We start from the raw sequence: 26,815 nt of genomic DNA, 5'->3' as shown, positions 1-26,815 counted from the left end.
GGTCCTCAATCGAGCGGGCTGAACCCTCCCAGGCCGCGCAGATACTGCGCCCGAATGTTCACCGTAGTCACTCCGTTCCCGACGCGCACCATCGCCTGCCGCAATTTGGGACGGCTGCGGCCCAGACGCTGGTTGGACGGGAAGCCGGCACCGTCCGACCAGAAGTTGAACTTGTTCTTGCCGTCGCGGTCATGGGTGAACAGCACCGCATATTCGCCGGGGGCCGGCACGCGGATGCACAGGATCACCGGGCCCGAGGGCGGCGTGTTGGCCCAGATGCGGCGGAAGGTCTTGCCTTCCTTGGCCAGGTCCCGGTCGTCCTTGAGGAAATCCTCCTCGGTCGCCGGATACAGTTCCAGCTTCAACCGGCCGCTGCGATCCTTGAGGCCGGTGATCTCGGCCTGGATGGCCGGGCCGCGACCGCTGGTGCAGGCGCCGGCGTCCTCGCCCAGCGTCTGCGCGGTGGCCGGATGCGCGGCGGCAGCGGCAAGCAGTGTCGCGGCCAGAAGGGCGGTGCGCGTCATGCGGTTTTCCTCGTGAGCAAAGCGTGCAGGCCGAAGCCCGCGATCAGGACCATGTGCGCGGCCAGCGAAAGGCCGGCGATCAGCGCCATCAGTTCGGACAAGGCCTCGCCCTGGCCGATGATCATGATCGCGAAGCTGGCGAACAGCAGTTCCTTGTTCGGCACCAGCGGCAGGCGCCAGGCGAGCAGGCGGCCCGCCGACAGCAGCAGCCAGATGCCGATCGAGACCTGCGGCATCGCGAAATGCCAGGCGAAGGCGATCAGCACCGAACTGGTGATGATGCGGATGCAGTGGATCCCGAACACCCACCACAGCGCGCCGCGCGGCAGCGAGAAGACCCGCTTGGAAAAGATCAGGAACGGCAGCGACATCGCGAAGATCAGCGCGACCGAGCCCATCAGCGTGTTGAACTCGGCGGGCTTCAGCAGGTCGATGCCGAAGGGCAGTGCCATCGCCACCACCGCCAGCGTCATCGCGTTGCCGGCGATGGCCGAGAGGATCGTCACGTCCTTCACCGCGCCGAAGGGGGCCGCGACCATCTGGGTGCGCTGCCGTGCCCAGGCGTAGAAATAGGCCTCGCCCGAATAGCCGAGCAGCACTTCGTTCGCGATCCGCTTCTTGTGCAGCGCGATCATCCCGTCAATCGGGATCCGCCACAGCTTACGGAAGATGATGTAGTCGAAGGTCGGCGAGCCGAGATAATAGAGCACGAAGACGAGGTAGAAGAGCGGGTTGGTGGGCATCGCCCGCGCCAGCCCGGTCAGCCCGCCGCCGAACAGCTCGCGCGCCAGCCCCGCCACCATCAGCAGCGTGAGACCCGCGCCCAGCCACATCGGCCAGCGACGCTTGATCTTCTCGACGGGCTCAAGGCCGCCAAGATCGGGTGCAGCCGGAATCGCGGCTTCGGCCATGCGCGTGTTCACCGAAGCCTCCCCAGCCTGCCTGTTCAATCCATTCAAAAGCGCCACCGACAAGACCGAAACATTCACTCACTTCCCGCGTTTCGACGGCTTCCCCATCCGGGTCGCGTCGCGCGACGCTAGGCTTTCCCAACACATTGCGGTTTATTCCGGCAGCGATTTGGGCTTTAGAAAGGCAAACCGCAAGTAGATGCTGTACCGCTCCCCCCCCTCCACGCCGCTCCACATCCTGGCGTTCGCAGAGACTCTGCAGGGCGGCGGCGTCGAACGTGCGCTGCTGCGCATGACCGCGGGATGGCGCGAACGGGGACATCGGGTAACGCTGGTGCTGGGGGCGTGCGAGGGGCCGCTGGCAGCCGAACTCCCCGCCGGCATCGAGCTGATCGAGCTGGGCAGCCCGCATTATCCGATCCTGATGCGGCTGCCCGGCGTCGTCCGCAAGGTCGATCCCGACGTGGTGTTCTGCCCGGGCAACTACTACACCGCCGCCGCCGCGATGATCCGCCTCCGCCTCGGCCGCGACTGCCCGCCGATCATCGCCAAGGTGTCGAATGCGCTGGTGCGGCACGAGATGTGGCGGATGGTCGCGTGGGGCTATAACCGCTGGCTCCGCTGGCACCCCCGGTTCCTCGATCACGTCGTGGCGATGACCCCGGCGATGGCGCGCGAGGCGATGGCGAAGATGGCCCTGCCCGCGGATCGGGTGAGCGTGATCGCCAACCCGCCAGCCGAGCGCATCGCCGATGCCGCGCCGATCGCGCTGCCGGACGCACGCTACATCGTCGGCGTCGGCCGGCTGGAGGCGCAGAAGCGCTGGGACCGGCTGATCGATGCGCTGCCGCGGCTCGCCGATCCGGAGATCCGGCTGCTGCTGCTCGGCGAAGGCAGCGCGCGTGCGCCGCTGGAGGCGCAGGTGGCGCGGCTCGGCCTCGCCGACCGGGTGACGATGCCCGGCCATGTCAGCGATCCGCTCCCGGCATTGAAGCACGCCACCGTGGCGGCGCTGACCTCGGATTATGAAGGCGTGCCCGGCGTGGTCCGCGAGGCACTGTCGCAGGGCACGCCGGTGGTCGCGACCGAGGCGAGCGTGGCGGTGCGCGAACTTATCGACTCGCCGGCGCTCGGCACCGTGGTTCCGCGCGAGGATGGCGATGCGCTGGTCGCGGCGCTCGACCATTGGCTCGTGCCCGGCCGGCCCCGTCCAGCCCCTCGCGCCGACGAAGGTGATCCCGTCGGCGACTATCTCGCGCTGTTCAGCCGGCTCGCCCGTCAGCGCATCGCGTAGCGCAGGCCGATCCACAGCGTACGCGGCGTCGCGCGCTCGATGACGTTGCCGCCGCTGATCCCCGCCTGCACTTCGGCATCGAACAGATTCTCGGCGCGGCCTTCGATCCGCAGCGCGCGGGTGACCGGCACGCCCAGCGTCGCATCGACGGTCCAGGCCGAATCGAGCTCGGCACTGTTCTGGTCGTCCTCGAACCGGGCCCCGGCATAACGCGCCGTCACCGACGCATTGGCCAGCGCCGCGCGCCAGGCGAGCGTCGCCGATCCCTGAAAGCGCGGGGTCTGCGCCGGGCGCAGCCCGTCGAGCGACGTGGCTGCGCCGGAGGCATGGACGCGGCTGTCGGCATAGGCCCAGGAACCGGCGAGACTCCAGGCGCCGAGCGTCCAGTGGCCGTCCAGTTCGATACCTTTGGCCTCGACCGCTTCGAGATTCTGTCGCTGGCGATAGGCCCCCGCCGCCGAGACGAAGCCGACGCCGGGGAAGGTCCCCGGTCCGCGCGACAGCGTGACGTTGGCGATCGCGCCGTCGAGCCGGTTCAAATAGCCGGTCGCGCGGAAGACGAGGTCGGGCACGGGCCGGAGGTCGACGCCCACTTCGCCGCCCCATAGCCGCTCGGGATCGAGACCCGAATTGGCCGCGGTGGCGTCGGCGCCCGCGCGGAACGGGCGGTAGAGTTCGTTGAGTGTCGGCAGCCGCCAGCCGCGATAGCCGGCCGCGCGCAGCGTCACCGGGCCCATCGCATAGGCGGCACCCAGCCGCCCGGTCGGCTCCCAGCCATGGCGGTTGCTGTACCGCGTGTCGGTCAGCACCGGGCCGGCGGCGAGCGGCGCCTCGAACAGGCTACCGTCATGGATCGTCCAATGGTCCAGGCGCCCGCCGGCATCGAGCGTCCAGCCACCACTGGTGTAGCTGGCATTGGCGAAGCCGCCCGTCGTGAGGCTCGCGCCGCCGGCGATCCGCCGCCGCGTGGGGCTGGTGCCGACGAAGGTGTAGAGTTCGCGGGTCTCGCCCGAGACGCGGCGCAGGTCGCCGCCGAGCCGCAGCGTAACGCCCCCGCCCACCGGCGGGGCGACTTCGATCCGGCCGCCGATGCCGGTCGCGGGCACTTCCTGCTGCACGACGGGGCTTACCGTGTCGCGCGCGGCGGAGATGCTGGCGAAACCGCTCTCGAACTGGCGGACCTGGAGATATGCGAGCGCGGACCAGCCCCATTCGCCCTTCTGCCCGTTGCCGCGGTGGACGAGGCGCACGCTGGCGTCCGCGCCCTTGCTCAGCACACCGGTGAAGGCGGTGCCGCGGTCGCGCTGGTCGGTGAAGCCGGAGAGATTGGTCTGGAGTTCGGTGCCGCCCCCGATGTCGGTGACGCCCCGCACCGCGACGCTGGCCTGCTCATAGGGCGCTGCGCGATCGACACGGCCGGGCTTCACGATCGGCACGAAGCCGTCGCTGCGGCCATATTGCGCCGCGACCGTGAAGAAGCCGCCGCTGACCGGCACCGCGGCGACGGCGTTGGCGTCGACGCTGTTCCGGCTGCCGTAGAAAGCACCAAGGTTCAGCGAGCCCAGCTCGGTAGGACTGCCGCTCTCCAGCTCGACCGTGCCCGCCAGCGCTCCGGGGCCGGCAAAGCCGCTGCCACCACCGCGCGTCACGCGCACACCGGCGAGCCGGCCGGGCATATAGGCCGGGAACGGCACCCAGCCACCGAACGGATCGGTCTGCGGCACGCCGTCGAGCAGCAACAGCGCGCGGCTCGAGGCATTGCCGCCCAGCCCGCGCAGCGTGATCCCCTGGCTGGTCGGATGCGCCGAGGTGGAGGTCGAGCGGCGGAACTGCGCGAGCCCCGCGACATCGGCCAGCACGTCCTCGATCCGGTTGCTGGCGGTGTCGGCCAGCCGGGCGCGGTCAATCGTCACCACGGCATAGGCGGCATCGCCCGGCGGCACGTCGAGCCCGCGGCCAGTGACGACGATCTCGTCCTGCGAACGATCCTGCGCGACCGCAGGCGCCGCCACGCACAGCGCGGCAACCGCGCATCCCAGTTTTTCAAGCATGTGGTGCGACGGTATCCGGATGGGCGGCGACGAAAGCCGGATGGGAAACGGCCGCCGCTTCGGCGCGCAGCAGCAGGGGATAGGCATCCAGCGGCACGGCGAAGCGCCGGGCGTTGAACAGTTGCGGGACCAGGAAACAGTCGGAGATGTCGGGTGCGGCACCCCCGAGGAACGGGCCGTCGCCGCCGGAGTTGCGCACCATCGCCTCCAGCGCCGAAAAACCCTCGGCCATCCAGTGCGCCGTCCAGGCCGAGCGCGTCGCGGCATCGGCGCCGACGCCATGCTCCAGATGGCGCATCACCCGCAGATTGTTGATCGGATGCACGTCCATCCCGATCACCATCGCCCGCGCCAGCGCGTCGGCCCGGGCATCCGGATCGGCCGGGATCAGCCGCGGTTCGGGATAGCGCGCGTCGAGCCAGTCGAAGATCGCCAGGCTCTGGGTGAAGACGCGGCCGTCCGCCTCCAGCGCGGGGACCAGCCCCTGCGGGTTGCGCGCGAGATGCGCGGGGCTGCGCTGGGCGTTCTCCAGCAAGGGGACCTCGTGCCGCACATGCTCCACCCCTTTGAGGGCGAGCGCGATCCGCACCCGATACCCCGCCGAGGAGCGGAAATAGTCGTGCAGCACGAGCATCGGCTCAGTCCTTTTCGGAGTCGCCGTCGCGCTTCGGCTTCTTGCCGTTGAGCCGGGCGTTGCTCTCCAGGGCCACCTTGATCATCGCGACCATCGGATCGGCCAGCGCCAGCCCGAGCACGCCGAACAGCGTGCCGGCGAGGATCTGCGAGGAGAGCGTCAGCGCCGGCGGCAGGTCGACGGTACGCTTGGCGACCATCGGAATCACCACATAGCCGTCGAAATTCTGCACGGCGAAATAGATGATGATCGCCCAGATGCCGGTTTCCTGGCCGGCGCTGAAGCCCACGGCGGCCATCAGCACGCCCGAGATGATCGCGCCGACATTGGGAATGAACGCCAGCACGCCGGTGATGATGCCGAGCAGCAGCGCCATCGGCACACCCGCGACGCTCAGCAGGATCCAGGTCAGCACGCCTTCGAACAGCATCCCGAGCAGGCGCCCGGCCAGCAGCCGTCGCATCGTCGTCGCCATGCCGCCCAGCATGTGCGCGAAGGCGTGGCGCTGGTCGAGCGGGACCATCCACTGCAGCCCGCGCTCGTAGATGCGCGGCTCCAGCGCGATGAACAGGCCCAGGATCAGGATCATGACCATGCTGGTCACCGCGCCGATCGCGGTGCCGACCGCGCTGGTCAGCTTGCCCACCGAGCCCAGCGCCTCGCGCAGCATGCCGTTGATGTCCGAACGGCCGGGCATCAGCCCCATGTCCGAGGCCCAGCGCGCGACGCGATTGGCCTGCGCCTCCAGCGTGGTGCGTAGTTGCTCGGCCTGCTCGGAGATCTGCATGCCCGTACGGTAGAAGACGAGGCCGAAGAACGCGAAGACGAGGAGCAGCACCAGCCCGATGCGCAGGCCGCGCGGGATCGGCAGCACCTTGCCGAGCAGCCGCGCGCCGCCATCGAGCATCGAGGCGAAGACCAGCCCCGCGAAGATGATCAGCAGCGGCTGGACCAGCAGCACGATCAGCGCGATGCCGACCGCCAGACCCAGCCACACCGTGGCCTTCCTGAATTCGGCGCGGGTGGCGGGGTCGCGAAACTCGTTCGGGCCCGGCTCGCGCACGACGCGGACGTGCGCGGATTCCAGCGGATCGTTGCTCATTGTTCCTCGTGGGTAGGGTGCAGCGAAATGCCGAACCGATCGCCGCGGAAACCCGTGAACCAGGTCAGCGGGTTCCATGTCGACGAGCCGTCGCGCGAAAAAGTGATGAACTCGGCGCGCCCGCCGATATTTTCCCACGGCACCGGCCCGCCCAGCCCGCCCTGTTCGAGGCTGAAGCGGCTGTCGGCACTGTTGTCGCGATTGTCGCCCATCAGGAACACATGGTCCTTCGGCACCACGGTCGGCGGGAAATTGTCGCCGGCGGAGTCGCCCAGGTCGGCGATGTCATAGCTGGCGCCGTTCGGCAGCGTCTCGCGGAACAGCGTCAGGCTGCAATAGGCCTTGCCCTGGTGGACGACGCGGCGGCCCTCGTAGAAGATCGATCCGCCGCGCTCGGGATCGGGATCGCAGCGGGTGTTGCCGTCGATCGGCACCAGCCGCTCGCCCAGCGCCTCGCGCGGGACCGGCTTGCCGTTCAGCCAGACGATGCCGTCGCGCACGGCAATGGTGTCGCCGGGCAGGCCGATCACGCGCTTGATATAGTCGGTGCTGTGCTGCGGCGGGGTGACGATGACGATGTCGCCGCGCGCCGGCAGCCGGCCGAGGATGCGCCCGGGGATCGGCGGCAGCAGATGAAAGGTCGGCGTAACGAAGGAATAGCCGTAGGGATATTTGCTGACGATCAGCTGGTCGCCCACCCGCAGCGTGGGGAGCATCGATTCCGAGGGGATGTAGAAGGGCTTGGCGATCAGGCTGTGGAAGGCGAGCACCCCCAGCACCAGCCAAACGAGGCCGCGCAGTTCGGCCCACCAATCGGTACCCTGGCGTGTAGCGCTCTGGCGTCGCTCGCTCCGCTTGCTGCTCAACGCCAGTTCGTCCGCCCCCATTACATTTCCTTTTCCGCCGGCACGGCTTCGATCATCACCATCGCGAACGCCCAGGGCATGTCGTCCGTAAGCGTCAGGTGCACCTTGGCCACGTGTCCCGGTGGCGTCATGGCGTCAAGTCTCGCCTTGGCCCCGCCGGTCAGCGCGAGCGTGGGTGCGCCAGACGGTGCATTAACCACGCCGATATCCTTCATGAACACGCCCCGGCTGAACCCGGTTCCGACCGCCTTGGAAAATGCCTCCTTGGCCGCAAAGCGCTTGGCGAGGGTGGGCGCGTAATTGTGCGGGCGCTTGGCGGCCTTGGCGAGCTCGACCTCGGTGAACACGCGCTGCTCGAAGCGCGTGCCGTAGCGATCGAGCGAATTGCGGATCCGCTCGATGTTGCAGAGGTCGGAGCCGAGACCGAGGATCACGGCAAACTTCCTCCCCGGCACGGGGAGGGGGACCATTCGCGCAGCGACTGGTGGAGGGGCCGCGCCGGAGACGCGGTGTCCCGAAAGGCGCAGGATCTACCGCTGCTGCGCGGCGGCCCCTCCAACACGCCTTCGGCGTGGTCTCCCTCCCCGTGCCGGGGAGGATTGAAGGAAAACCTCACCGCGCCGAGTCCATCAGCGCGCGCATCCGCTGCACCACCGGCCCGAGGCCATCGAAGATCGCCTCGCCGATCAGGAAATGGCCGATATTGAGCTCCATCACCTGCGGGATCGCGGCGATCGGCACCACGTTGTCGAAGGTGAGGCCGTGCCCCGCATGCGGCTCGATGCCGTTGCGCGCGGCCAGCGCCGCCGCGTCGGACAGCCGCTTCAGCTCCACCGCGAGATCCTCGCCTTCCAGCTCGGCATAGCGGCCGGTGTGCAGCTCGACCACGGGCGCACCAAGCCTGATCGCCGCGTCGATCTGGCGCGCCTCGGGCTCGATGAACAGCGACACACGGCTGCCATTGTCGCGCAGCCTGGCGACCATCGGCGCGAGCAGGTCGAACATACCGGCGGCATCCAGCCCGCCCTCGGTCGTCCGCTCCTCGCGCTTCTCGGGCACGATGCACACGGCGTGCGGACGGTGCTTCAGCGCGATCGCCAGCATCTCCTCGGTCGCGGCCATTTCCAGGTTGAGCGGCACGGTGAGTTCGGTCGCCAGCCGGGCGATGTCGCCGTCGGTGATGTGCCGGCGATCCTCGCGCAGGTGCGCGGTGATCCCATCCGCCCCCGCCTCGGCCGCGAGCAGCGCCGCGCGCACGGGATCGGGATAGCCGCTGCCGCGCGCGTTTCGCACGGTCGCGACATGGTCAATATTGACCCCGAGGCGCAGCCTGCCGGTCATGCGGTGATCGCCCGGCTCCCGGGCTTGACCGCCGGGATCGCCGCCAGCTCGGGGGGCAGCTGGTCCGCCGGATAGGCCGGCACGTCGAGCTTGGTCAGCGAAATCAGCGGCACGCCGACATCGGCCTTGCCGTTCGAGCGATCGACGATGCAGGCCGCACCCACCAGCGTGCCGGGATGCTTGCGGATCGCCGCGATGCACTCGCGCGAGGAGAGCCCGGTGGTGACGATGTCCTCCACCATCACCACCCGCGCGCCTTCGGGGATCTCGAAGCTGCGGCGCAGCTGGAACTCGCCGTCCTCGCGCTCGACGAACACTGCCTTGCAGCCGAGCGCGCGCGCCGTCTCATAGCCGGGGATGATGCCGCCGATCGCGGGCGAGACGACGATGTCGACCTCGCCGAAGGTCTCGCGAATCAGCTTGCCGAGCGCGCCGCACACCCGCTCGGTGCGGACCGGGTCCTCGAAGATCCGCATCTTCTGGAGAAATACGGGAGAGCGCAAACCCGAAGACAGGATAAAATGCCCCTCAAGCAACGCACCTGCGTCGCGAAATTCGTCGAGGATGGCGTCTCCGGTCAATGTCTGGGCTCCTGAAGTCAACGGTGGAACGATCCTTTAAGTGGCGGGGGCTGCTACCGCAACCGCACGCGAAAAAGGTTGAGCATGGCCTTTTCCCAGCTATACCTTTGGTTCAAAGGGCCGCTAGGATGCCCCGGTTGTGCGTTCCTGGAGAGGGGTGACAACACCATTATGCGCAGTTTCTTGGTACCGACGATCCTGCTAGCCACCGGGCTGGCCTTCGCTTCTCCGGGACTGGCGCAACCCGCCGCCCCGGCCCCTGCCGCATCGCCGGCCGCCGCTGCAGCGCCTGCCGCACCCGCCCCCAAGGTTGCCGACCCTACGCTCGATGCTGCCGGCAAGCCGCTGCACACCGCCGTGCCCGGTGTCGGCGAGCCGGTCGACAAGGCCTTCTCGCTCCAGCAGCAGGTGACCCCCACCGGCCAGGAAGCACACTGGTTCCACAACGTGATCCTGCTGCCGCTGATCACGATCATCTCGATCTTCGTGCTGCTGCTGCTGGTGTGGGTGATCATCCGCTATCGCCGGGCGGCCAACCCGACGCCCTCGCGCACCAGCCACAATACCGCGATCGAGATCGTCTGGACGCTGGCGCCGGTGCTGATCCTGGTCGCGATCGCGATCCCGTCGATCAAGCTGCTCGCCGCGCAGTTCAAGCCCGCGCCGAAGAACGCAGTGACGCTCAAGGCGATCGGTAACCAGTGGTTCTGGTCGTACGAATATCCGGATAACGGCAACATCCAGCTGACCGCCAACATGCTCAAGGAAGAGGGGCAGGTCGGCAAGGATCAGCGCTATCGCACCGATGCCGACGGTCCCCGCCTGCTCGCCACCGACCAGCGCGTGGTGCTGCCGGTCGGCGTGCCGATCCGCCTGGTCACGACCGCGACCGACGTGATCCACAGCTGGGCGGTGCCCGCCTTCTGGATCAAGCTCGACGCGATCCCCGGCCGCCTCAACGAGACGAGCTTCGTCATCCAGAAGGAAGGCGTCTATTTCGGCCAGTGCTCCGAACTGTGCGGCGCGCGCCACGCCTATATGCCGATCGCGGTCGAGGCGGTGAGCCCGGCCAAGTTCGCGCAGTGGGTCGCCTCCAAGGGCGGCACCATGCCGGGCGCCGCGGCCGAGCCGGCGAGCACCACCGCCATGGGCAACGATGCGACCGACGCCACCGCCAACGGCGCGATGGAGAACGCACCCACCGTCGACGCCACCGCCACGCCGGCACCGTCCAACCAGCCTGCGACCGCGAACCCCGCCGGCGCCGGCAACACGGGCAACTGAGCCATGACCGATACCGCGCTCCCCTATTCCGCCGCGCACGACCATGCGCATGGCGACCATGACGCCGATCACAAGCCGAGCTTCTTCGCGCGCTGGTTCATGTCGACCAACCACAAGGACATCGGCACGCTCTACCTGATCTTCGCGATCTTCGCGGGGATCATCGGCGGCGCGATCTCGGGCATCATGCGCGCCGAGCTGATGCAGCCGGGCATCCAGTACCTGCCCTGGTGGGTCGCCAAGCTGCACGGCGAAGGCACGTTCGACGAGGCGATGCACTTCTGGAACGTGCTGATCACCGCGCACGGCCTGATCATGGTGTTCTTCATGGTGATGCCGGCGATGATCGGCGGCTTCGGCAACTGGTTCGTGCCGATCATGATCGGCGCGCCGGACATGGCTTTCCCGCGGATGAACAACATCTCGTTCTGGCTGACCGTGGCGGGCTTCATCCTGCTGATGCTCTCGCCCTTCGTCGGGGTGGGTGCCGGCACCGGCTGGACGGTCTATGCGCCGCTCTCCACCTATGGCGAACCGGGGCCGTCGGTCGATTTCGCGATCTTCTCGCTCCACCTTGCGGGCGCGGCGTCGATCCTCGGCGCGATCAACTTCATCACCACGATCTTCAACATGCGCGCCCCGGGCATGACGCTGCACAAGATGCCGCTGTTCGCCTGGTCGGTGCTGGTCACCGCCTTCCTGCTGCTGCTGGCGCTGCCGGTGCTGGCGGCGGCGATCACCATGCTGATCACCGATCGCAACTTCGGCACGGCGTTCTACGATCCGCAATATGGCGGCGATCCGGTGCTCTACCAGCACCTGTTCTGGTTCTTCGGCCACCCCGAAGTGTACATCATGATCCTGCCGGGCTTCGGCATCATCAGCCACATCATCGCGACGTTCAGCCGCAAGCCGGTGTTCGGCTATCTCGGCATGGCCTATGCGATGGTGGCGATCGGCCTGGTCGGCTTCGTCGTCTGGGCGCACCACATGTTCACCACCGGCCTGCCGGTGCAGGTGAAGATGTACTTCACCGCCGCGACCATGGTGATCGCGGTGCCAACCGGCGTGAAGATCTTCTCCTGGATCGCGACGATGTGGGGCGGGTCGATCAGCTTCAAGACTCCGATGGTCTGGGCGATCGGCTTCATCTTCATGTTCACCGTCGGCGGCGTGACCGGCGTCGTCCTCGCCAATGGCGGCGTCGACGACTATATGCAGGACACCTATTACGTCGTCGCCCACTTCCACTATGTGCTGTCGCTGGGCGCGGTGTTCAGCCTGTTCGCGGGCTTCTATTACTGGTTCCCGAAGATGACGGGGAAGATGTACAGCGAGCTGCTCGGCCAGATCCACTTCTGGGTGTTCTTCGCCGGCGTGAACCTGCTGTTCTTCCCGATGCACTTCCTGGGCCTGCAGGGCATGCCGCGCCGCATCCCCGACTATACCGACCAATATGCCTATTGGAACCACACTGCGACCGTCGGCTACATGATCATGGCGGCGGGCATGGCGGTGTTCTTCGTCAACGTCATCTACTCGCTGCTCGCGGGCAAGAAGGCGGAAGCCAATCCTTGGGGCGAAGGCGCGACCACGCTCGAATGGACGCTGTCGAGCCCCCCACCCTTCCACCAGTTCGAGACGCTGCCCAAGATCGACTGATCCGGCCGCAGCCGAACGACAAAAGCCCCGGGGGAAACCTCCGGGGCTTTTTCTTTGGTCAGAACCGCGTCGACGCCGTCACCCGGAAGCTGCGGGGTGCGCCGGGCGTGGTCCACACATTCGCGTAGGAACTGGCGATGTAATACGCATCGAACAGGTTATCGACATCCGCCCGCAACGTGAGATGGTCGTTCACCGCGACGCTCAGATTGGCCCGCGCGATCGTATAGGCGGGCAATCGATAGCTGGTTCCAAACGGATCCCCCGCCCGCGCGCCGACATGCGTCACCCCGCCGCCCAGCGCCACCGGCCCCAGCGTCTTCTGCACGAACAGGCTGCCCATGTCGCTCGGCACGTTGCTGAGCGCGGTGCCGATCAGCGCGGTATTGGCATCGTTGCGCACCTTGGCATCGAGATGGGTGTAGGTGCCGGTGACGAGCAGGTCGTTCGCCACCTTCCAGTTGAGCTCGAGTTCGCCCCCGCGCGAGCGCTGGCGCCCGATCTGCGTCTTGACGAACGGATCGACCGCATTGGGATTGAGCACGTTGCGCTTGATCATGTCGAACAGCGCCGCCTGGCCGGTCAGCCGTTGGCCGAACAGCGCGAACTTCACCCCGCCCTCGATCGACTGGCTGCGCTCGCCGTCGAAGCTGGTCGTGCCGTCCGACGGGTTGAGCCGCAGCGATTCGCCCCAGCTGGCGTAGAGCGCGATCGCGTCACTCGCCCGCCAGGTCAGCGCCGCGCGCGGCGTCACCCCCTTGTCGACCGTCTCGAAGCGGCGATTGGTCAGCCGGTTGATCACGGACTCGCGGAAGCTGTTCCACCGCGCGCCGAGCAGCAGCGTGAACGGCCCCGCCCCGATCAGGTCCTGCGCATAGACGCTCTCGCTGCGGAAGCGGCTGTCGCGGCTGGCGAAGGGCGGCGGCACCGGCAGCGCGGTGGTGGCATAAACGGGATCGAACAGATCGATCGGCAGCAGCGGCCGGGTCGGCGTGCCGCGGGCGCGGTTCAGCACGAAGTCGATATGGTAGCGGACGCGGTCGGCGCCGACTCGCAGATCATGCGTCATGCCGAACAGCGTAATCTTGGCAGCCAGCTCCGCGCGGAGCGACAGGTCGTTCCAGGCGAAATCGTGATAGCGCCGGTCGCGCCCGGCGGTGCGCCCGTCCGCCTGCAGGCCTCGGGGGCCGAAATCGACCATCGTGCCGAAGCCGCGCAGCGATCCGTCGCGCTGGCTGGCACCCAGCTCGAGCCGTACGTCCTTGGTCAGGTCGGCGAACAGGCTGCCCTGCTGCCAGAAGCCGTTCTGCACGATGTGCCCGTCGCCGGGCTCACCGAGAAAGGTGCGGCGGTCCATCGCCCGCGCATTGCCACCTACCGCGACGATGCCGCGGTCCAGCACGCTGGTGTTGCGCATATATTCGGCCTGGTAGAGCAGCCGCAGCCCCGCCGCCGGCGCCCAGGCGAGCGACGGCGCGATCAGCCGGCGCGAGCCGTCGACATGGTCGCGGAAGCTGTCATGCCCCTCCGCCACGCCGATCAGTCGGGCCGAGAGCCCCTGGGCGAGCGGCCCGGTCACGTCGGCGCTCGTCCGCCAGCTGTTCCAGCTGCCCGCGCTCAGATCGGCGCTGCCCTGGAAGCGATCGAGCGGCGCCTTGGTGACGAGGTTGATCGCCCCGCCCGGCTCGCCGATGCCCGACAGCGCCGCGGTGGCGCCCTTGAGCACCTCGACGCGCTCGATCGTCGCCGCGTCGATCGGCGCGTTGAAGCCGAAATTGCTGCTGAAGCGATTGATGCGGATGTCCGGCCCGGCATTCTCGTCGCCGGCAAAGCCGCGGATCGACACCTTGTCCCAGAGCCCGCCGAAATCATTCTGCCGCGCGACGCCGCCGGAAAGATCGAAGAGATCGCCGAGTCGCGTCGGGTTGACCGCATCGATCAGATCGCGATCGAGCACGCGGACCGATTGGGGATAGGTGAAGGCGGGCACGTCGGCACCGAGGATGCTGGCATTGGCGGTGCGCCCGGTGACGACGATATCGTCCTCTCCCTGCAACGCCTGCGCCGCCGCGGGCATGGCGACGCCGCTGGCCAACGCGGCCAGCAGGATGCTGTGCCGGCGAAGGGAGGATAGGTTCATTGGATGCGCCCCGATGCAGATATTCTCGTTGGGCGGCCGCATAGGCGTATTAATAATCAGTTGCAATAGCATGTGTCACCACGCGGCACACCGGCACCGAATCGGCTGGCCTCGCCGCGACGATGGGCGCATCAGCGGTTTCGGTAACTTCTATCCGCTATCCTGCACGACGCCCCCGGACGCGTCGCTCGCGCGTTTGCTCGTTGGTCCGGTAGTATTTTGGAGACGTCGATGCGCAGCCCCTATGCCGACTGGATGAAGATCGGCCTCGACAGCTGGATGCTGGGCATCGAGGCCTCGACCGTGATCGGGATGCGGCTGACCAAGCTTGCTGCCGGCGGCCCCGGCGCGACGGCCGAGGCACAGCGCATGGTCGCCGAGAAGATGCAGGCCGCCTGGGAGCTTCAGGTCGCCGCCGCCACCGGCCGGCTGGGCAGCACGCCCGAGGCGCAGGCGAGCAAGACGCTGCGGCATTATCGCCGCAAGGTGCGGGCCAACGCCAAGCGACTCGGCTGACCTCTTTCGCCCGCCGGGCGCGCGCCGTATATCGGGAACGATGATGTCCGTGACCAACGCCAATCCCGCACTGCCCGCCGATTGGCGCGATTTCCTTGCCCTCACCAAGCCCCGGGTGATGACGCTGGTCGTCTTCACCGGGCTGTGCGGCATGCTCGCAGCACCCGTGCCGATCCACCCGGTGCTCGGCTTCACCGCGATCCTGTGCATTGCGCTCGGTGCCGGTGCCGCGGGCGCGCTCAACCAATGGTACGAGGCCGATCTCGACGCCAAGATGAAGCGGACGCAAGGGCGCCCGCTACCCGCGGGCCGGATGGACCGCCAGTCGGCGCTGCATTTCGGCGTGGGGCTCGCGGTGTTCAGCCTGGTGCTGATGTATGTCGCGATCAACCTCGTCGCGACGCTGATCCTCGCCGTCTCGATCCTGTTCTACGTGTTCGTCTACACGATCTGGCTCAAGCGCCGGACGCCGCAGAACATCGTCATCGGCGGCGCGGCCGGCGCCTTCCCGCCGCTGATCGGCTGGGCGGCGGCGACGGGCAATGTCGCGACGCTGCCGGTGCTGCTGTTCGCGCTGATCTTCCTGTGGACGCCGCCGCATTTCTGGGCGCTCGCGCTGTTCGTGAAGACCGATTACGCCAATGCCGGCGTGCCGATGCTCCCGGTCGTCTCCGGCGAGCGCACCACGCGCATCCAGATCGGCCTCTACACCCTGCCGATGATCGCCGCCGCCGCCGCGCCCTGGCCGCTGGGGCTGAGCGGCATGGTCTATGGCCTCACCGCCGCGGTGATGTCCGGCATCTTCCTCGCCATGGCGATCCAGGTCGCCACCCGCCGCACCGAACCGGAAGACCGTATGATCCCGGAAAAGCGGCTGTTCAAATTCTCGATATTGTATCTGTTCGTGCTATTTGGTGCGCTCGTGATCGACAGGTGGATCGGATGAACGATTCCCGCGGAGAGGATGGTAACGACATGCCGGCATCGGAACTGGAGCTGATCCGCGCGCGCCAGCGATCGCGCGCCCGGGTGATGGCGCTGCTGCTCGGCGGCTTCGTCGTGCTGGTGTTCGCGATCTCGATCGTGAAGATGCAGCTCGGGCACGGCGGATGAGGATCAGCCGCAACCTGCGCGTCGGCCTGATGGGTGCCGTGCTGGTGTGCGGCATGACCGGGCTGGGCTTTGCCGCGGTGCCGCTCTACCGGATGTTCTGCGAGGCGACCGGGCTCAACGGCACCACCCAGCGCGGCCTGCGCGCGCCCGGCGCCACGGGGCAGAAGATTACGGTGGCGTTCGACAGCAATGTCAGCCCCAAGCTGCCGTGGAAGTTCGCGCCCGAGCGGCGCGAGGACACAATCGACATCGGCGGCCGCGACATGGCCTTCTTCACCGCCACCAACACCTCCAACCGGCCGCTTACCGGCACCGCGACGTTCAACGTCACGCCGGCGCAGGTCGGCAAATATTTCACCAAGATCCAGTGCTTCTGCTTCACCCAGCAGACGCTGCAGCCGGGCGAGACCGTCCGCATGCCGGTGATCTTCTTCGTCGACCCGAAGATTCTCAACGATCCCGACGCGCGCGACGTCGAGGAGATCACCTTGTCCTATACATTTTATCCAGTGGATTCGCCGAAGACACCAAGCTAGCATCGCGCAAAATAGAGAGAGGATTGGGATACGCCCATGGCTGGAGCAAAGAACCACCAGTATCATATCCTGCCGCCGAGCATCTGGCCGCTGCTGGGCTCGCTGGGCGGGCTGGTCCTCGCCTCGGGCGCCGTGATGTGGATGCACAAGATGGCGAACGGAACGCTGGTGCTGACCACCGGCTTCCTGCTGGTGCTGCTCACCATGTTCGGCTGGTGGGGCAAGGTGATCCAGGAGGCGCATGCCGGCGATCACACCCCGATCGTCCAGCTCCATCTGCGCTACGGCATGATCCTGTTCATCGCCTCCGAAGTGATGTTCTTCGTCGGCTGGTTCTGGGCCTGGTTCGATTTCGCGCTCTTCCCCTCCACGGTTGAGGCAGTCGGCGGCACCTGGCCGCCCAAGGGCATGGAGGTGCTCGATGCCTGGCAGTTCCCGCTGCTCAACACGCTGATCCTGCTCTGCTCGGGCTGCACCGTCACCTGGGCGCATCACGGCCTGATCCACAACGAGCGCGGCGGCGAACTGCGCGGGCTGTGGGGCCTGATCGGCGTGGGCGAGAACGACACGGTGAAGAAGGGCCTGTGGCTCACCGTGGTGCTCGGCTTCATCTTCAGCTGCCTCCAGGCGTACGAGTATATGGAGGCCCCCTTCCCCTTCAAGGCGGCGAGCGAGGGCGGCTCCAGCTATGGCGGCGCCTTCTTCATGGCGACGGGCTTCCACGGCTTCCACGTGATCGTCGGCACGATCTTCCTGGTCGTGAACCTGGTGCGCGCCTATCGCGGCGACTTCACCCCCCGCCAGCATTTCGGCTTCGAGGCGGCGGCCTGGTACTGGCACTTCGTCGACGTCGTCTGGCTGTTCCTGTTCGCGTCGATCTATGTCTGGGGCGGTTGGGGCGCGCCGGTCCACGCCGGCTGACGTGGCCGCACCGACACCCGATCCCACAGGGGGCGGCAGCGTTGCGTTGCCGCCCCCGATCGCATCGGGCCTCTACGGCTGCTGCCCGCGCTGCGGCGCCAGGACGCTGTTCCGCAGCTTCACCGCCTTTTCCGAGCGTTGTTCCGCCTGCGGGCTCGATTTCACGAAGTTCAACGTCGGCGACGGGCCGGTGGTGTTCCTCACCCTCGGCATCGGCGCGCTGGTGACGATCCTGGCGCTATGGGTGGAGTTCAGCTTCTCCCCGCCCGTCTGGGTCCATCTGCTGCTCTGGCCGCCGGTCACGCTGGCGATGGTGGTGGGATCGCTGCGCGTGGCCAAGGGGCTGCTGCTCGCGCTCGAATTTCGCAACCGGGCCCATGAGGGCCGAATCGCCGAGGACTGACATGCGCGGCGTGCCCCTGATCCCTACCCTGCTAGTCGGCCTCGCCGTCGCGGCGATGATCGCGCTCGGCTTCTGGCAGCTCGACCGGCGGGCGCAGAAGGAGAGCGCGCTGGCGGTGTTCGCCGCCAACACGATGCAGCCGACGATCACGATCGAGAGCGGCGCGGCCGATGCCTCGCTGCTGTTCCGCCATGCCCGTTCTGCCTGCCAGTCGGTCACCCGCTGGGCGCGCCAGGGCGGGCGGGGGGTCCAGGGCCTGCAGGGCTGGCGGCAGATCGCCACCTGCCGCACCCATGCCGACGCGACATTGCTGGTCGACATGGGAGTGACCCGCGACCCGATGTTCCGCCCGCACTGGCCCGGCGGGGTGGTGAGCGGCACCCTCACCCGCGCGCCGGACCACCGCCCGCTGATCGCCGGCATCTTCGATTCCGCACCCCAGCCGCTGATGCTGGTCTCCGACCAGGCAGCGCCGGGGCTGGAGCCGAGCGCCCCGCCCGACATCGCCAGCGTGCCCAACAACCACCTCGCCTATGCGGTGCAATGGTTCCTGTTCGCCGGCGTGGCGATCATCATCTACGTCCTGGCACTGCGCCTGCGCGCCCGCGGCGCGCCCGAGCCGCGAATCCGCTAACGCCCGGCTATCCTCTGCAGCGTGCGTCCCGCCGCGCAGATGGGTGGACGCGGCCGCACCGCACGCTAAGGGAAGGACAAGGCAAGCGAACCTTGGAGCGGCACGCATGAACGATCAGGTTTCCCAGGGCTATGGCGCGGTCGCCGCTACCGCCGAGACGGGCTGGCTGACCACGTCGTTCGTCCTCATCGCGCTGGGCGCGGCGCTGGCGGTGTTCATCCTGATCTGGGGCACGCGTCTGGCGATCCGCCGCCGCAAGGCGCGCGAGGAACTGGACGAGCGCGGCGAGCTCGAAGTCGTCGATCCGGCCAAGCCGATCGAGCCTCCCTCGGTGACGACCAGCGCGCCCGAAGTGCCGGCACCCATGCCCGCGCCCGGCCCGCTCGCCGACGAGCCGATTGCGGCCGCCGCGCCGATCGCGGCCCCATCGGCGGCGCTCGCGGCGGATACCAATGCCCAACCGGCGCCTGTCGCGCCCGCACCTGTGGAAGCGGCGCCCGCAGCGGGCGGTGACGATCTCACCCGGCTGAAGGGCGTCGGCCCCAAGCTGGCCGCACGGCTCAACGAACTCGGCATCACCCGTTTCGCCCAGCTCGCCGCGCTCGACGAGGCCGGCGCCAAGGCGCTCGACGCCCAGCTCGGCAGCTTCCAGGGCCGCATGACCCGCGACCGCTGGATCGACCAGGCCCGCTTCCTCGCCGAGGGCGATAGGGCGGGCTATGAAGCGGTGTTCGGCAAGCTTTGATGCCAGGCCGCACTGATAATAGCCATCGCTACTCCCAAACCGTCACCCCGGCGAAAGCCGGGGCCCATTGGGGTCTCGCCTGAAGCTCTTGCAGCGGCGGAGAGGCGGATGGACCCCGGCTTTCGCCGGGATGACGATCTTCGGGGCACTGGCGAGAGCGCTCGGCCGCAGCGGAAACTGACCGCATAACGACACCAGACCTTCCCGCCCGCTACCGCTGCAGGATATCCAGCGCCGCCGCGGTCAGTGCCTCGGTCGCGGTGCTGACCACCGCCTCGGCATCGGGAGCCCATTCGGCGCTGTGGAGCGAGGGCAGCATCGCCTTGCCGCCCTGCGCAGCGTCCCACTTCGCCTGGGGCACGCCGCCCACCCAGAAGATCGTGCTCTGGATGCTCTTGTCGGCGAGCCAGTAGCGGCTGAAATCCTCGCCGCCCATCACTGCCTTGGTCTCGACCACCCGGTCCTTGCCGAAGCGCGTGGTGAACAGCCCCTGCAGCCGCCCCGCGAGCGGTTGGGTGTTGAAGGTGGCCGGGGTATATTCGTCCTTCACCGTCACCACCGGCATCCGGTCCTCCGGCACGCCGGCCGCGATCGCCTCGCCCTTGGCGATGCGCGCGATCCCGTCGAGCAGCTGCTGGCGCGAATCGGGGGTGAAGCTGCGCACGGTGAGCAGCATCGTCACGTCGTTGCCGATGATGTTGTGCTTCGATCCGCCATGGATCGCGCCGACGGTCACCACCGCCGGCTGCTGCGGATCCATCTCGCGGCTGACCAGGGTCTGCAGCGTGGTGACGATCCGCGCGGCGAGCACGATCGGGTCGCGGGTCGTGTGCGGATAGGCGCCGTGGCCGCCTACGCCCTTCACCACGATGTCGACCGAGTCGACGTTTGCCAGCGCATAGCCGGGTGTCACCCCGATCTGCCCGGCGGGCAGGCTGGCGCTGTCGTGGAAGGCGATCGCGTAGCCCGGCTTGGGAAAGCGGGTGAACAGCCCGTCGTCGAGCATCGCCTTGGCGCCGCGCCCGCGCTCCTCGGCGGGCTGGGCGATCATTACCACGGTGCCGTGCCAGCGATCCTTCATCGCCGCGAGGTTGCGCAGCGTGCCGACCCAGCTCGCCATGTGGGTGTCGTGCCCGCAGGCGTGCATCACGCCGCTCTCGATCCCCTCGTCGGTGGTCGCGCGGACCTTGGAGGCGAAGGGCAGCCCGGTATTCTCCACCACCGGCAGCCCGTCCATGTCGGCGCGGATCAGCACGACGGGGCCGGGTCCGTTGCGCAGCACCGCGACCACGCCGGTGCCGCCGACCTTCTCGGTCACCTCATAGCCCGCCTCGCGCGCGGCGGCGGCGAGCTTGGCGGCGGTCTGCACCTCGTGCAGGCTGAGTTCGGGATGGGCGTGGAGGTCGCGGTAGAGCGCCATCAGCTGCGGCATCGCCCTGGCCGTGGCGTCGCGCACCGGATCGGCGGCAGCAGCGGCGGGCGTGCCGAGGCTCATTGCCCCGGCCAGCAGGAAAGACGTGAACATCGGGCCCCCTTTGCGGTCATGGACACGAGTGTCACGCCTGGCCGCCCGCCTGTCAAACCGCGGGAACGATCTCGATCACGTCGACCTTCGATTCGAACGCCGGATAGGGGATCACCAGCCGCCAGCGCTGGTCGCCGATCCGCTCGCCATAGCCGATCAGGTTGCGCTTGTTGTCGAGCCCGTAGCGAAGCGGTGCGCTGTCGTCGCCCACTTCCAGCGTGCCGAGAAAGGTCACGCGGGCGGTCACGTCGGGGAAGAAATTGCCCTCGGGCCGCTGCAAGCCCCCCTCGATGCGGAAGTGCCGCAGGTCGCCATCCGCGGTGATCGGGCAAGGCCGCCAATCATAGGTGACGATCGCGGTCACCGCGGTGCCGCCGCCGCCCAGCTTGATGGTGCGGCAGCGATAGGCGCCGGCCGGCGGCATCGCCGTGTCCAGCGCCCGATCGGGATCGAACAGCGCAGGGTCGCCCTCGATCAGCTTCACGTCGGCGGCGCGGGCGAGCGGCAGCGCCTCGCTCCACGCCTTGCGCCAGTTGCGCAGCTTGGTGCGATCCGTGTCGGTCGCGATCCGGCGCCAGGGGAGGCGCGTGTCCATCCCCGGCGAGGTCGCCTCGTGATAGACGCTGCAGCCGGCCAGCGCCGCGCCCAGCCCCAAGGCGACCAGGGTGCGCACCATCATTCGGCAGTCCAGCCGCCGTCGATCGAATAGTTCGCGCCGGTGATCTGCGCGGCTTCGTCGCGGCACAGGAACAGGGCCAGCGCGGCCACCTGCTCGGGCAGCACGAACTGCTTGGTCGGCTGGGCATCGAGCAGCACGTCGTTGATCACCTGCTCGCGGGTCAGGCCCCGCGTCTTCATCGTGTCGGGGATCTGGTTCTCGACCAGCGGCGTCCAGACATAGCCCGGCGAGATGCAGTTCACCGTGATGCCGTGGGTCGCCACTTCCAGCGCCGCCGTCTTGGTGAGGCCGGCCAGGCCATGCTTGGCAGTGACATAGGCCGACTTGTTGGGGCTGGCGACCAGGCTGTGCGCGCTGGCGGTGGAGATGATCCGGCCCCATTTGCGCTGCTTCATGCCCGGGATCGCCGCGCGCATCAGGTGGAAGGTCGAGCTGAGATTGATCGCGAGGATCGCGTCCCACTTCTCCAGCGGGAATTCGTCGATCGGCGCGACATGCTGGATGCCGGCGTTGGAGATGACGATGTCGACCGCGCCGAACTCCGCCTCGGCCCGCGCGACCATCGCCGCGATCTGGTCGGGCTTGGTCATGTCGGCGGCGTCGTACAGCGCCTTGCCGCCGCTGGTCTCCGCAAGTGCCGCGCGCTCCTTCTCGATCGCCGCCGCGTCGCCGAAGCCGTTGATCAGCACATTCGCGCCCTCGGCCGCCAGCGCCTTCGCATAGGCGAGGCCGATGCCCGACGTGGACCCGGTGACGATCGCGGACTTGCCCTTGAGGAACATCGGCATACTCCTTTTAACGCTGGGTGAGATCGAAAGCGGCAGTCTTGCCGTCGAGGATGTTCTGCGCGACGAGCCGCGAATTGGCCATGGTTTCGGCGACCGCGATACGGCCGGCCTCCCAATGCTCGTGCATCGTCCGTGTGGAGAATTCGAAGTCGCGCGAGCCGCCTTCCCAGAGCTTCGCGCGGTAGATCAGCTGCACGACATTGACCGGATATTCGGTCACCAGATCGCGCACCGCCTGCACCTCGGGCGCGTCGGCGACATGCTCGGGCAGCTTGTCGAGCAGCCGCCGCACCGTCTCGCGCGCCTTGCGCAGCCGCAGCCGTTCGTCGGAAATGGCGCGGGTGCGGCTGGAGAAACGGATTTCCTTCTCGCGGCCCATCACGTCCATGATCGTGCGCGGGAGTTCGTTTTCCGCGGGGAACAGATCGACCTGGAAGACGAGCATCTCGGCCTCCTGCCGATCGAGGACATGGGTAAGCGGGGTGTTGGAGACGAGTCCCCCGTCCCAATACCAGCAACCGTCGATCTCGACCGGCGGCAGCCCGGGCGGCAACGCACCAGACGCCATGATGTGCCGCGCATCGATGCGTTCGTCGCGCGTATCGAAATAGCGGAAATTGCCGCTGTGCAGATTGACCGCGCCGACCGACAGCCGGACCGGCCCGTCGTTCAGCAGGTCCCAGTCGACCAGCCGATCCAGCGTCTCGCGCAAGGGGCTGGTATCGTAGAAGCTCAGCGCGCCCGGCGTACCCGGCACGGCGAAGGCGGGCGGGATCGGGCGCGGGCGGAAAAAACCGGGAACGCCGCCCAGCATCACCGCGCCGGCGGCCCATTCATGGCTGATCTCGCGCGCCTGGTCGTTCATCGGCAGCGAGAATTCGGGCAGTGCGGAGGTCACCTGCTCCCAGAAGGCGCGGATCGCGCCGAGCCGTTTTTCGGGCGGATTGCCGGCGAACAGCGCGGCATTGACCGCGCCGATCGAAATGCCCGCCACCCAGTCCACGTCGATCGCGGCGGTGGCGAGTTCCTCGATGACCCCGGCCTGGAAACTGCCGAGCGCCCCGCCCCCCTGCAGCACCAGCGCGACGGTATCCGGCAGCGGCATGCCGGGTCCGGCATGGCGGCGACGGTGCGGGCGGGACTCAGCATCGGCCATGCGGTGCGATGTGGCGCATCCCATGCTGCGGAGCAATACGAACCTTGCTAGCGGCACGTGCAACGCGCAGACGATTGGCGCATTGTTACGGCAACCAAATCAAGGGGAGGCCCAATGCGGCTCGACGATCTCGATCCTACCGACAATGCCCGCGATCTCGGCTCGGGCGGCGGCGGCGGCTTTCCGCTGCTCGGCCTGCTGCCGATGTTCCTCGGCCGGGGCATGGGCTGCGGCGGCATCGTGCTGGTGGGCATCATCGCATTGGTGATGTTCGGGCTGGGCGGCGGCGGCGGCATGCTGGGGCAGAGCGGCGGCGGCGGCGGCGGCGGCGGCCGCTCGCCCACCGCGGGCCAGTCCGGCCAGCAGGTCTGCCGCGTCGACGAGCGCCGGCTGGAAGCGTGCCGGGTGATGCGCAGCACCGACGACACCTGGGGCAAGATCTTCCAGGAAATGGGCCGCAGCGACTACAGGCCCGCGACGATCAACTTCTTCAAGGGCGGCGCCAATACCGGCTGCGGCGCGGCGACCTCGGCGGTCGGCCCCTTCTATTGCCCGAGCGACGACGGCGTGTATCTCGACACCGCCTTTTTCGACGAGCTGCAGAACCGCTTCGGCGCCAAGGGCGACTTCGCCCGCGACTATGTGATCGCGCACGAGATGGGCCACCATATCCAGGACCTGCTCGGCACCTCGACCGAAGTATCGCAGGCCCAGGCTCGCGCCTCGAAGACCGAGGGCAACCGCCTGTCGGTGAAGCTCGAACTGCAGGCCGACTGCTATGCCGGCGTCTGGGCGGCGCGCAACCGCGACCGGCTGGAACCCGGCGACATCGAGGAAGGCATGACCGCCGCCAACGCAATCGGCGACGACACGCTGCAGCGCGAGGCGCGAGGTAGCGTGGTGCCGGACAGCTTCACCCACGGCACCTCGGCGCAGCGCATGGCCTGGCTCAAGCGCGGCATGGAGACCGGCGACCCGCGCCAGTGCGACACCTTCAACAGCGCGCTCTGATCGTTACTTGACGTCAACCCTTGGCCGCTATTGGATGGCGGCCAAGGGGGACCATCATGCAAGAACAGGCCGAGCGCGGTGCGTTCGAGTTTTACGGCGCGTGGCGCGAATACGCCCCGATCGCGTTCACCAACCTGCTGCTGACCATCGTAACGCTCGGCATCTACAACTTCTGGGGCCGCACGCGGACCCGGCAGTATCTGTGGAGCCGGACGCGCTTCATCGACGACCGACTCGAATGGACCGGCACCGGGCGCGAACTGCTGCTCGGCTATATCGTCGTGGTGGTGCTGGTGTTCGTGCCGGTAGCGGGGCTCAACCTGCTGGTCGGCGCGCTGGCGATGCGGGGCACGCCCGAGGGCGCCGCTGCGGCCGGCCTGCTCTTCTTCGGTCTCTACCTGTTCCTGTTCCTGCTGGGCGGCGTCGCGATCTTCCGCGCGCTGCGCTACCGGCTGAGCCGCACCTATTGGCACGGCATCCGCGGCGGCAGCGACGACCAGGGGTTTCGCTACGGTCTTTCCTATCTCTGGCGGATGATGCTGGGCAGCGCCGCGTTCGGCCTGCTGGTGCCCTGGGCGCTGGTCACGCTGTGGAACGAACGCTGGAACGCGATGAGCTTCGGGCCCTATCCGTTTCGCTCCGGCGCCAGCTCGGACGGGCTGATGCGGCGCTATCTGCTGTTCTACCTGCTGCCCGTGGCGCTGGTTATCGGCGGCATCGTGGCCGTGGCGCTCAGCCTGTGGTTCGGTGTGACCCCGCAAACGGCGCCTGGGCCCGTCGCCCCCCCGCTGTTCCTGATCGTCGGCTTCTTCGTGTTCTACCTGCTGTTCCTGGCGCTGTTCGGGCTGATCAGCCTTTCCTTCTACGCCGCCTATTTTCGCCAGGCGATCGGCGCACTGACGCTCGGGCACCTCGAGTTCGAGTTCACCGCGCGTACCAAGGACTGGCTGAAGCTGATGCTCGGCACCGTTGCCCTGGTGGTGTGCACGCTGGGCATCGGCTCGATCTTCATCGGCTATCGCAACTGGGCGTTCTTCATCCGCCACCTGCGCGCTTATGGTACGCTGGATCTCGAGCAGTTCACGCAATCGGACACGCGCGCGCCCGGCCAGGGCGAGGGGCTGTTCGACAGCCTCGACATGGGCGCGTTCTGAGGGAGGGCAACAGGTGGAAACCCGGGTCTGGCATTACGACGGCCGCAGCGGCGAACGGCGCATGCCGGTGCTCGTGCCGAGCGCCGACGAGCGGCGATTCACGCTCCAGGGCGACGGCGCCGATCCGGGCCCCTATGCCTTTGCCGACCTGGAGCCGCACGGCACCTCGCACCATGAGCGCGCCTTCGGCCTGAAGGGACGGCCGGGCTGGCGGATCACCTTTCTCGAGTTCCCGCCGTCCGAAATCGCGGTGCAACTGCCCAAGCCGGCACGCTACGGGGCCTGGATCGATCGGTTCGGGCTGTGGCGCTCGGCGGGCGTGCTCGCCATCCTCGCGGTGCTGGTCGTCGCCTTCACGCTCAAGCTGCCGCCGCTACTGGCGCGACTGGTGCCGCAATCGGTGGAGCAGCGGATGGGCCGGCTGATCGTCGGCAATCTCGGCACCTATGCCTGCGCCAGCCCGCAGGGCGACGCCGCACTGAAAGCCCTCGGCGCGCGGCTGCGCCAGGATGGCGACGTGACCATCCGCGTCGTCCATGCGCCGATGATCAACGCCGTCGCCTTTCCCGGCGGGCAGGTGGTGCTGTTCGACGGGCTGATCCAGAACGCCAAGTCGCCGGACGAGGTGGCGGGGGTGCTCGCGCATGAGCTCGGCCATGTCGCCCACCGCGACGGCATGGAGGCACTGATCCGCCAATATGGCCTGCAGCTGCTGCTCGGCGGGTTCGACGGCAATGTCAGCGGCTATGGCAACGCGCTGCTCAACGCCCGCTATTCGCGCAAGGCCGAGGCGGGGGCGGACGGTTATGCGATCGGGCGGCTGCAGGCCGCCAATATCTCCCCGCTGCCGACGGCCGCGCTGTTCGCACGGCTGGCCGAGCAGGACGCGCAGCCCGGCAATGCAGCGGTGATGATGACCTATCTGTCCTCGCACCCGCTATCGACGGCGCGCGAACAGGCGTTCCGGGCGAGCGCCAAACCGGGCGCTGCGTACAAGCCCGCGCTCAGCCCCGAGCAATGGCAGGCGCTGCGCGCGATGTGCGGCGACAGCCCGGCGACCGCCCCTTAGGCGAGCGCCGCGATCAGCTTGCCGGCGAGGACCGAGAGGCCCGACACGACAATCGCCGCGCCGAAGACGAGCTGGCTGCTGGGGACGAACCGGCGGACCGGCAGGGCGATGGCTTTCTCGACTTTGCTCATGGCGCCTAGATGCTCCTTCCGGGATGCGATGTCCTATGATCAAT

The 26,815-nt window shown here is 68.1% G+C and carries 30 protein-coding genes; 15 read left to right on the top strand and 15 right to left on the bottom strand.

What is annotated here, in order from left to right; genetic code table 11:
• Positions 1-5 precede the first annotated feature (5 nt).
• Both GGR89_RS17140 and GGR89_RS17135 read right to left on the bottom strand, forming a co-directional pair.
• Positions 6-524, bottom strand: coding sequence for a DUF2141 domain-containing protein (locus GGR89_RS17140; protein ID WP_125975944.1), 519 nt, complete (start codon positions 522-524; stop codon positions 6-8).
• The gene (locus GGR89_RS17135; protein WP_125976090.1) at positions 521-1,435 is read right to left on the bottom strand and encodes a hypothetical protein; all 915 of its coding nucleotides are present in this window, start codon (positions 1,433-1,435) and stop codon (positions 521-523) included. The genes GGR89_RS17140 and GGR89_RS17135 overlap by 4 nt, the downstream gene beginning before the upstream one ends.
• Here GGR89_RS17135 and GGR89_RS17130 point away from each other — a divergent pair.
• A complete protein-coding gene (locus tag GGR89_RS17130) occupies positions 1,434-1,634 on the top strand; it encodes a hypothetical protein (RefSeq protein WP_125975947.1) in 201 nt (66 codons plus the stop codon). The genes GGR89_RS17135 and GGR89_RS17130 overlap by 2 nt on opposite strands.
• Positions 1,635-2,729: a glycosyltransferase gene (locus GGR89_RS17125; protein WP_125975949.1), complete on the top strand. Its 1,095-nt coding sequence runs from the start codon at positions 1,635-1,637 to the stop codon at positions 2,727-2,729.
• Here GGR89_RS17125 and GGR89_RS17120 read toward each other — a convergent pair.
• The 7 genes from GGR89_RS17120 to pyrE form a co-directional block, all read right to left on the bottom strand.
• Positions 2,714-4,780 (bottom strand): TonB-dependent receptor, encoded by a 2,067-nt coding sequence (locus GGR89_RS17120; protein WP_125975951.1) that lies wholly within the window; start codon positions 4,778-4,780, stop codon positions 2,714-2,716. The genes GGR89_RS17125 and GGR89_RS17120 overlap by 16 nt on opposite strands.
• Positions 4,773-5,414, bottom strand: a complete 642-nt coding sequence (maiA, locus tag GGR89_RS17115) for a maleylacetoacetate isomerase (protein ID WP_125975954.1) — start codon at positions 5,412-5,414, stop codon at positions 4,773-4,775. Before maiA ends, GGR89_RS17120 begins: the two co-directional genes overlap by 8 nt.
• 4 nt (positions 5,415-5,418) lie before the next feature.
• A complete protein-coding gene (locus tag GGR89_RS17110) occupies positions 5,419-6,516 on the bottom strand; it encodes an AI-2E family transporter (RefSeq protein ID WP_125975956.1) in 1,098 nt (365 codons plus the stop codon).
• The gene (gene lepB / locus GGR89_RS17105; protein ID WP_125975958.1) at positions 6,513-7,403 is read right to left on the bottom strand and encodes a signal peptidase I; all 891 of its coding nucleotides are present in this window, start codon (positions 7,401-7,403) and stop codon (positions 6,513-6,515) included. Before lepB ends, GGR89_RS17110 begins: the two co-directional genes overlap by 4 nt.
• Positions 7,403-7,816, bottom strand: a complete 414-nt coding sequence (gene acpS, locus GGR89_RS17100) for a holo-ACP synthase (RefSeq protein ID WP_125975961.1) — start codon at positions 7,814-7,816, stop codon at positions 7,403-7,405. Before acpS ends, lepB begins: the two co-directional genes overlap by 1 nt.
• Positions 7,817-7,994: 178 nt before the next feature.
• Complete coding sequence (locus GGR89_RS17095; RefSeq protein WP_125975963.1) at positions 7,995-8,723, bottom strand: pyridoxine 5'-phosphate synthase; 729 nt, start codon at positions 8,721-8,723, stop codon at positions 7,995-7,997.
• Positions 8,720-9,304, bottom strand: a complete 585-nt coding sequence (gene pyrE, locus GGR89_RS17090) for an orotate phosphoribosyltransferase (protein WP_125975965.1) — start codon at positions 9,302-9,304, stop codon at positions 8,720-8,722. The genes GGR89_RS17095 and pyrE overlap by 4 nt, the downstream gene beginning before the upstream one ends.
• A 171-nt stretch (positions 9,305-9,475) precedes the next feature.
• Between pyrE and coxB the strand changes: the two genes are divergently transcribed.
• Together coxB and ctaD are read left to right on the top strand one after the other, a co-directional pair.
• On the top strand, positions 9,476-10,588 hold the full coding sequence (gene coxB, locus GGR89_RS17085; protein WP_125975967.1) for a cytochrome c oxidase subunit II: 1,113 nt from the start codon (positions 9,476-9,478) through the stop codon (positions 10,586-10,588).
• Between the two features lie 3 nt (positions 10,589-10,591).
• Positions 10,592-12,250, top strand: coding sequence for a cytochrome c oxidase subunit I (gene ctaD / locus GGR89_RS17080; protein WP_121072043.1), 1,659 nt, complete (start codon positions 10,592-10,594; stop codon positions 12,248-12,250).
• A 58-nt stretch (positions 12,251-12,308) separates the two neighbouring features.
• On the opposite strand, the gene GGR89_RS17075 is transcribed toward ctaD, so the two are convergent.
• Positions 12,309-14,390 carry a TonB-dependent siderophore receptor gene (locus GGR89_RS17075; protein ID WP_125975969.1) on the bottom strand — a complete coding sequence of 694 codons (2,082 nt, stop codon included), beginning with the start codon at positions 14,388-14,390 and terminating at the stop codon, positions 12,309-12,311.
• A 231-nt stretch (positions 14,391-14,621) separates the two neighbouring features.
• Here GGR89_RS17075 and GGR89_RS17070 point away from each other — a divergent pair, with 231 nt between their 5' ends.
• From GGR89_RS17070 to GGR89_RS17035, 8 genes are all read left to right on the top strand, one after another.
• Positions 14,622-14,906 (top strand): hypothetical protein, encoded by a 285-nt coding sequence (locus tag GGR89_RS17070; protein ID WP_121072049.1) that lies wholly within the window; start codon positions 14,622-14,624, stop codon positions 14,904-14,906.
• A 40-nt stretch (positions 14,907-14,946) separates the two neighbouring features.
• Positions 14,947-15,852: a heme o synthase gene (locus GGR89_RS17065; protein ID WP_125975971.1), complete on the top strand. Its 906-nt coding sequence runs from the start codon at positions 14,947-14,949 to the stop codon at positions 15,850-15,852.
• Positions 15,849-16,019: a hypothetical protein gene (locus GGR89_RS17060; protein WP_164521665.1), complete on the top strand. Its 171-nt coding sequence runs from the start codon at positions 15,849-15,851 to the stop codon at positions 16,017-16,019. The genes GGR89_RS17065 and GGR89_RS17060 overlap by 4 nt, the downstream gene beginning before the upstream one ends.
• Complete coding sequence (locus tag GGR89_RS17055) at positions 16,016-16,555, top strand: cytochrome c oxidase assembly protein (protein ID WP_125975973.1); 540 nt, start codon at positions 16,016-16,018, stop codon at positions 16,553-16,555. The genes GGR89_RS17060 and GGR89_RS17055 overlap by 4 nt, the downstream gene beginning before the upstream one ends.
• Positions 16,556-16,591: 36 nt before the next feature.
• Positions 16,592-17,476 (top strand): cytochrome c oxidase subunit 3, encoded by an 885-nt coding sequence (locus GGR89_RS17050; protein WP_125975975.1) that lies wholly within the window; start codon positions 16,592-16,594, stop codon positions 17,474-17,476.
• Position 17,477: 1 nt separating this feature from the next.
• Positions 17,478-17,879, top strand: a complete 402-nt coding sequence (locus GGR89_RS17045) for a DUF983 domain-containing protein (RefSeq protein WP_241213118.1) — start codon at positions 17,478-17,480, stop codon at positions 17,877-17,879.
• Position 17,880: 1 nt separating this feature from the next.
• Positions 17,881-18,513: an SURF1 family protein gene (locus tag GGR89_RS17040; RefSeq protein WP_125975979.1), complete on the top strand. Its 633-nt coding sequence runs from the start codon at positions 17,881-17,883 to the stop codon at positions 18,511-18,513.
• Positions 18,514-18,619: 106 nt separating this feature from the next.
• Positions 18,620-19,258, top strand: coding sequence for a hypothetical protein (locus tag GGR89_RS17035; protein WP_125975981.1), 639 nt, complete (start codon positions 18,620-18,622; stop codon positions 19,256-19,258).
• Positions 19,259-19,469: 211 nt separating this feature from the next.
• Here GGR89_RS17035 and GGR89_RS17030 read toward each other — a convergent pair whose 3' ends face one another.
• The 4 genes from GGR89_RS17030 to GGR89_RS17015 are packed head-to-tail and all read right to left on the bottom strand — an operon-like array spanning position 19,470 to position 23,406.
• Positions 19,470-20,783, bottom strand: coding sequence for an amidohydrolase (locus tag GGR89_RS17030; RefSeq protein WP_125975983.1), 1,314 nt, complete (start codon positions 20,781-20,783; stop codon positions 19,470-19,472).
• 52 nt (positions 20,784-20,835) lie between these two features.
• Positions 20,836-21,462, bottom strand: a complete 627-nt coding sequence (locus GGR89_RS17025; RefSeq protein ID WP_125975985.1) for a DUF4893 domain-containing protein — start codon at positions 21,460-21,462, stop codon at positions 20,836-20,838.
• Complete coding sequence (locus tag GGR89_RS17020) at positions 21,459-22,244, bottom strand: 3-hydroxybutyrate dehydrogenase (protein WP_125975987.1); 786 nt, start codon at positions 22,242-22,244, stop codon at positions 21,459-21,461. Before GGR89_RS17020 ends, GGR89_RS17025 begins: the two co-directional genes overlap by 4 nt.
• A gap of 13 nt (positions 22,245-22,257) precedes the next feature.
• Complete coding sequence (locus GGR89_RS17015; protein WP_125975989.1) at positions 22,258-23,406, bottom strand: patatin-like phospholipase family protein; 1,149 nt, start codon at positions 23,404-23,406, stop codon at positions 22,258-22,260.
• A 114-nt stretch (positions 23,407-23,520) separates the two neighbouring features.
• Between GGR89_RS17015 and ypfJ the strand changes: the two genes are divergently transcribed.
• The 3 genes from ypfJ to GGR89_RS17000 are packed head-to-tail and all read left to right on the top strand — an operon-like array spanning position 23,521 to position 26,640.
• Positions 23,521-24,417 (top strand): KPN_02809 family neutral zinc metallopeptidase, encoded by an 897-nt coding sequence (ypfJ, locus tag GGR89_RS17010; protein ID WP_125975991.1) that lies wholly within the window; start codon positions 23,521-23,523, stop codon positions 24,415-24,417.
• Positions 24,418-24,470: 53 nt separating this feature from the next.
• Positions 24,471-25,571, top strand: coding sequence for a YjgN family protein (locus GGR89_RS17005; RefSeq protein ID WP_425338774.1), 1,101 nt, complete (start codon positions 24,471-24,473; stop codon positions 25,569-25,571).
• 13 nt (positions 25,572-25,584) lie between these two features.
• Positions 25,585-26,640, top strand: a complete 1,056-nt coding sequence (locus tag GGR89_RS17000) for a M48 family metallopeptidase (protein WP_125975995.1) — start codon at positions 25,585-25,587, stop codon at positions 26,638-26,640.
• On the opposite strand, the gene GGR89_RS22710 is transcribed toward GGR89_RS17000, so the two are convergent.
• Positions 26,637-26,771, bottom strand: coding sequence for a hypothetical protein (locus tag GGR89_RS22710; RefSeq protein WP_277600107.1), 135 nt, complete (start codon positions 26,769-26,771; stop codon positions 26,637-26,639). The genes GGR89_RS17000 and GGR89_RS22710 overlap by 4 nt on opposite strands.
• Between the last annotated feature and the right edge of the window lie 44 nt (positions 26,772-26,815).

The sequence above is a fragment of the Sphingomonas trueperi genome (genome assembly GCF_011927635.1).
Taxonomy (GTDB): domain Bacteria; phylum Pseudomonadota; class Alphaproteobacteria; order Sphingomonadales; family Sphingomonadaceae; genus Sphingomonas; species Sphingomonas trueperi.
The sequence above is the reverse complement of the archived record's forward strand: the minus strand, read 5'-3'. Positions and strand labels throughout refer to the sequence as shown.

Excerpts from the sequence above, each read along its gene's own strand:
- GGR89_RS17140 (WP_125975944.1), bottom strand. The coding sequence starts at position 524 with ATGACGCGCACCGCCCTTCTGGCCGCGACACTGCTTGCCGCTGCCGCC.
- GGR89_RS17130 (WP_125975947.1), top strand. The coding sequence starts at position 1,434 with ATGCGCGTGTTCACCGAAGCCTCCCCAGCCTGCCTGTTCAATCCATTC.
- GGR89_RS17135 (WP_125976090.1), bottom strand. The coding sequence starts at position 1,435 with ATGGCCGAAGCCGCGATTCCGGCTGCACCCGATCTTGGCGGCCTTGAG.
- GGR89_RS17125 (WP_125975949.1), top strand. The coding sequence starts at position 1,635 with ATGCTGTACCGCTCCCCCCCCTCCACGCCGCTCCACATCCTGGCGTTC.
- GGR89_RS17120 (WP_125975951.1), bottom strand. The coding sequence starts at position 4,780 with ATGCTTGAAAAACTGGGATGCGCGGTTGCCGCGCTGTGCGTGGCGGCG.
- maiA (WP_125975954.1), bottom strand. The coding sequence starts at position 5,414 with ATGCTCGTGCTGCACGACTATTTCCGCTCCTCGGCGGGGTATCGGGTG.
- GGR89_RS17110 (WP_125975956.1), bottom strand. The coding sequence starts at position 6,516 with ATGAGCAACGATCCGCTGGAATCCGCGCACGTCCGCGTCGTGCGCGAG.
- lepB (WP_125975958.1), bottom strand. The coding sequence starts at position 7,403 with ATGGGGGCGGACGAACTGGCGTTGAGCAGCAAGCGGAGCGAGCGACGC.
- GGR89_RS17095 (WP_125975963.1), bottom strand. The coding sequence starts at position 8,723 with ATGACCGGCAGGCTGCGCCTCGGGGTCAATATTGACCATGTCGCGACC.
- coxB (WP_125975967.1), top strand. The coding sequence starts at position 9,476 with ATGCGCAGTTTCTTGGTACCGACGATCCTGCTAGCCACCGGGCTGGCC.
- ctaD (WP_121072043.1), top strand. The coding sequence starts at position 10,592 with ATGACCGATACCGCGCTCCCCTATTCCGCCGCGCACGACCATGCGCAT.
- GGR89_RS17075 (WP_125975969.1), bottom strand. The coding sequence starts at position 14,390 with ATGAACCTATCCTCCCTTCGCCGGCACAGCATCCTGCTGGCCGCGTTG.
- GGR89_RS17070 (WP_121072049.1), top strand. The coding sequence starts at position 14,622 with ATGCGCAGCCCCTATGCCGACTGGATGAAGATCGGCCTCGACAGCTGG.
- GGR89_RS17065 (WP_125975971.1), top strand. The coding sequence starts at position 14,947 with ATGATGTCCGTGACCAACGCCAATCCCGCACTGCCCGCCGATTGGCGC.
- GGR89_RS17060 (WP_164521665.1), top strand. The coding sequence starts at position 15,849 with ATGAACGATTCCCGCGGAGAGGATGGTAACGACATGCCGGCATCGGAA.
- GGR89_RS17055 (WP_125975973.1), top strand. The coding sequence starts at position 16,016 with ATGAGGATCAGCCGCAACCTGCGCGTCGGCCTGATGGGTGCCGTGCTG.
- GGR89_RS17050 (WP_125975975.1), top strand. The coding sequence starts at position 16,592 with ATGGCTGGAGCAAAGAACCACCAGTATCATATCCTGCCGCCGAGCATC.
- GGR89_RS17040 (WP_125975979.1), top strand. The coding sequence starts at position 17,881 with ATGCGCGGCGTGCCCCTGATCCCTACCCTGCTAGTCGGCCTCGCCGTC.
- GGR89_RS17035 (WP_125975981.1), top strand. The coding sequence starts at position 18,620 with ATGAACGATCAGGTTTCCCAGGGCTATGGCGCGGTCGCCGCTACCGCC.
- GGR89_RS17030 (WP_125975983.1), bottom strand. The coding sequence starts at position 20,783 with ATGTTCACGTCTTTCCTGCTGGCCGGGGCAATGAGCCTCGGCACGCCC.
- GGR89_RS17025 (WP_125975985.1), bottom strand. The coding sequence starts at position 21,462 with ATGATGGTGCGCACCCTGGTCGCCTTGGGGCTGGGCGCGGCGCTGGCC.
- GGR89_RS17020 (WP_125975987.1), bottom strand. The coding sequence starts at position 22,244 with ATGTTCCTCAAGGGCAAGTCCGCGATCGTCACCGGGTCCACGTCGGGC.
- GGR89_RS17015 (WP_125975989.1), bottom strand. The coding sequence starts at position 23,406 with ATGGCCGATGCTGAGTCCCGCCCGCACCGTCGCCGCCATGCCGGACCC.
- ypfJ (WP_125975991.1), top strand. The coding sequence starts at position 23,521 with ATGCGGCTCGACGATCTCGATCCTACCGACAATGCCCGCGATCTCGGC.
- GGR89_RS22710 (WP_277600107.1), bottom strand. The coding sequence starts at position 26,771 with ATGAGCAAAGTCGAGAAAGCCATCGCCCTGCCGGTCCGCCGGTTCGTC.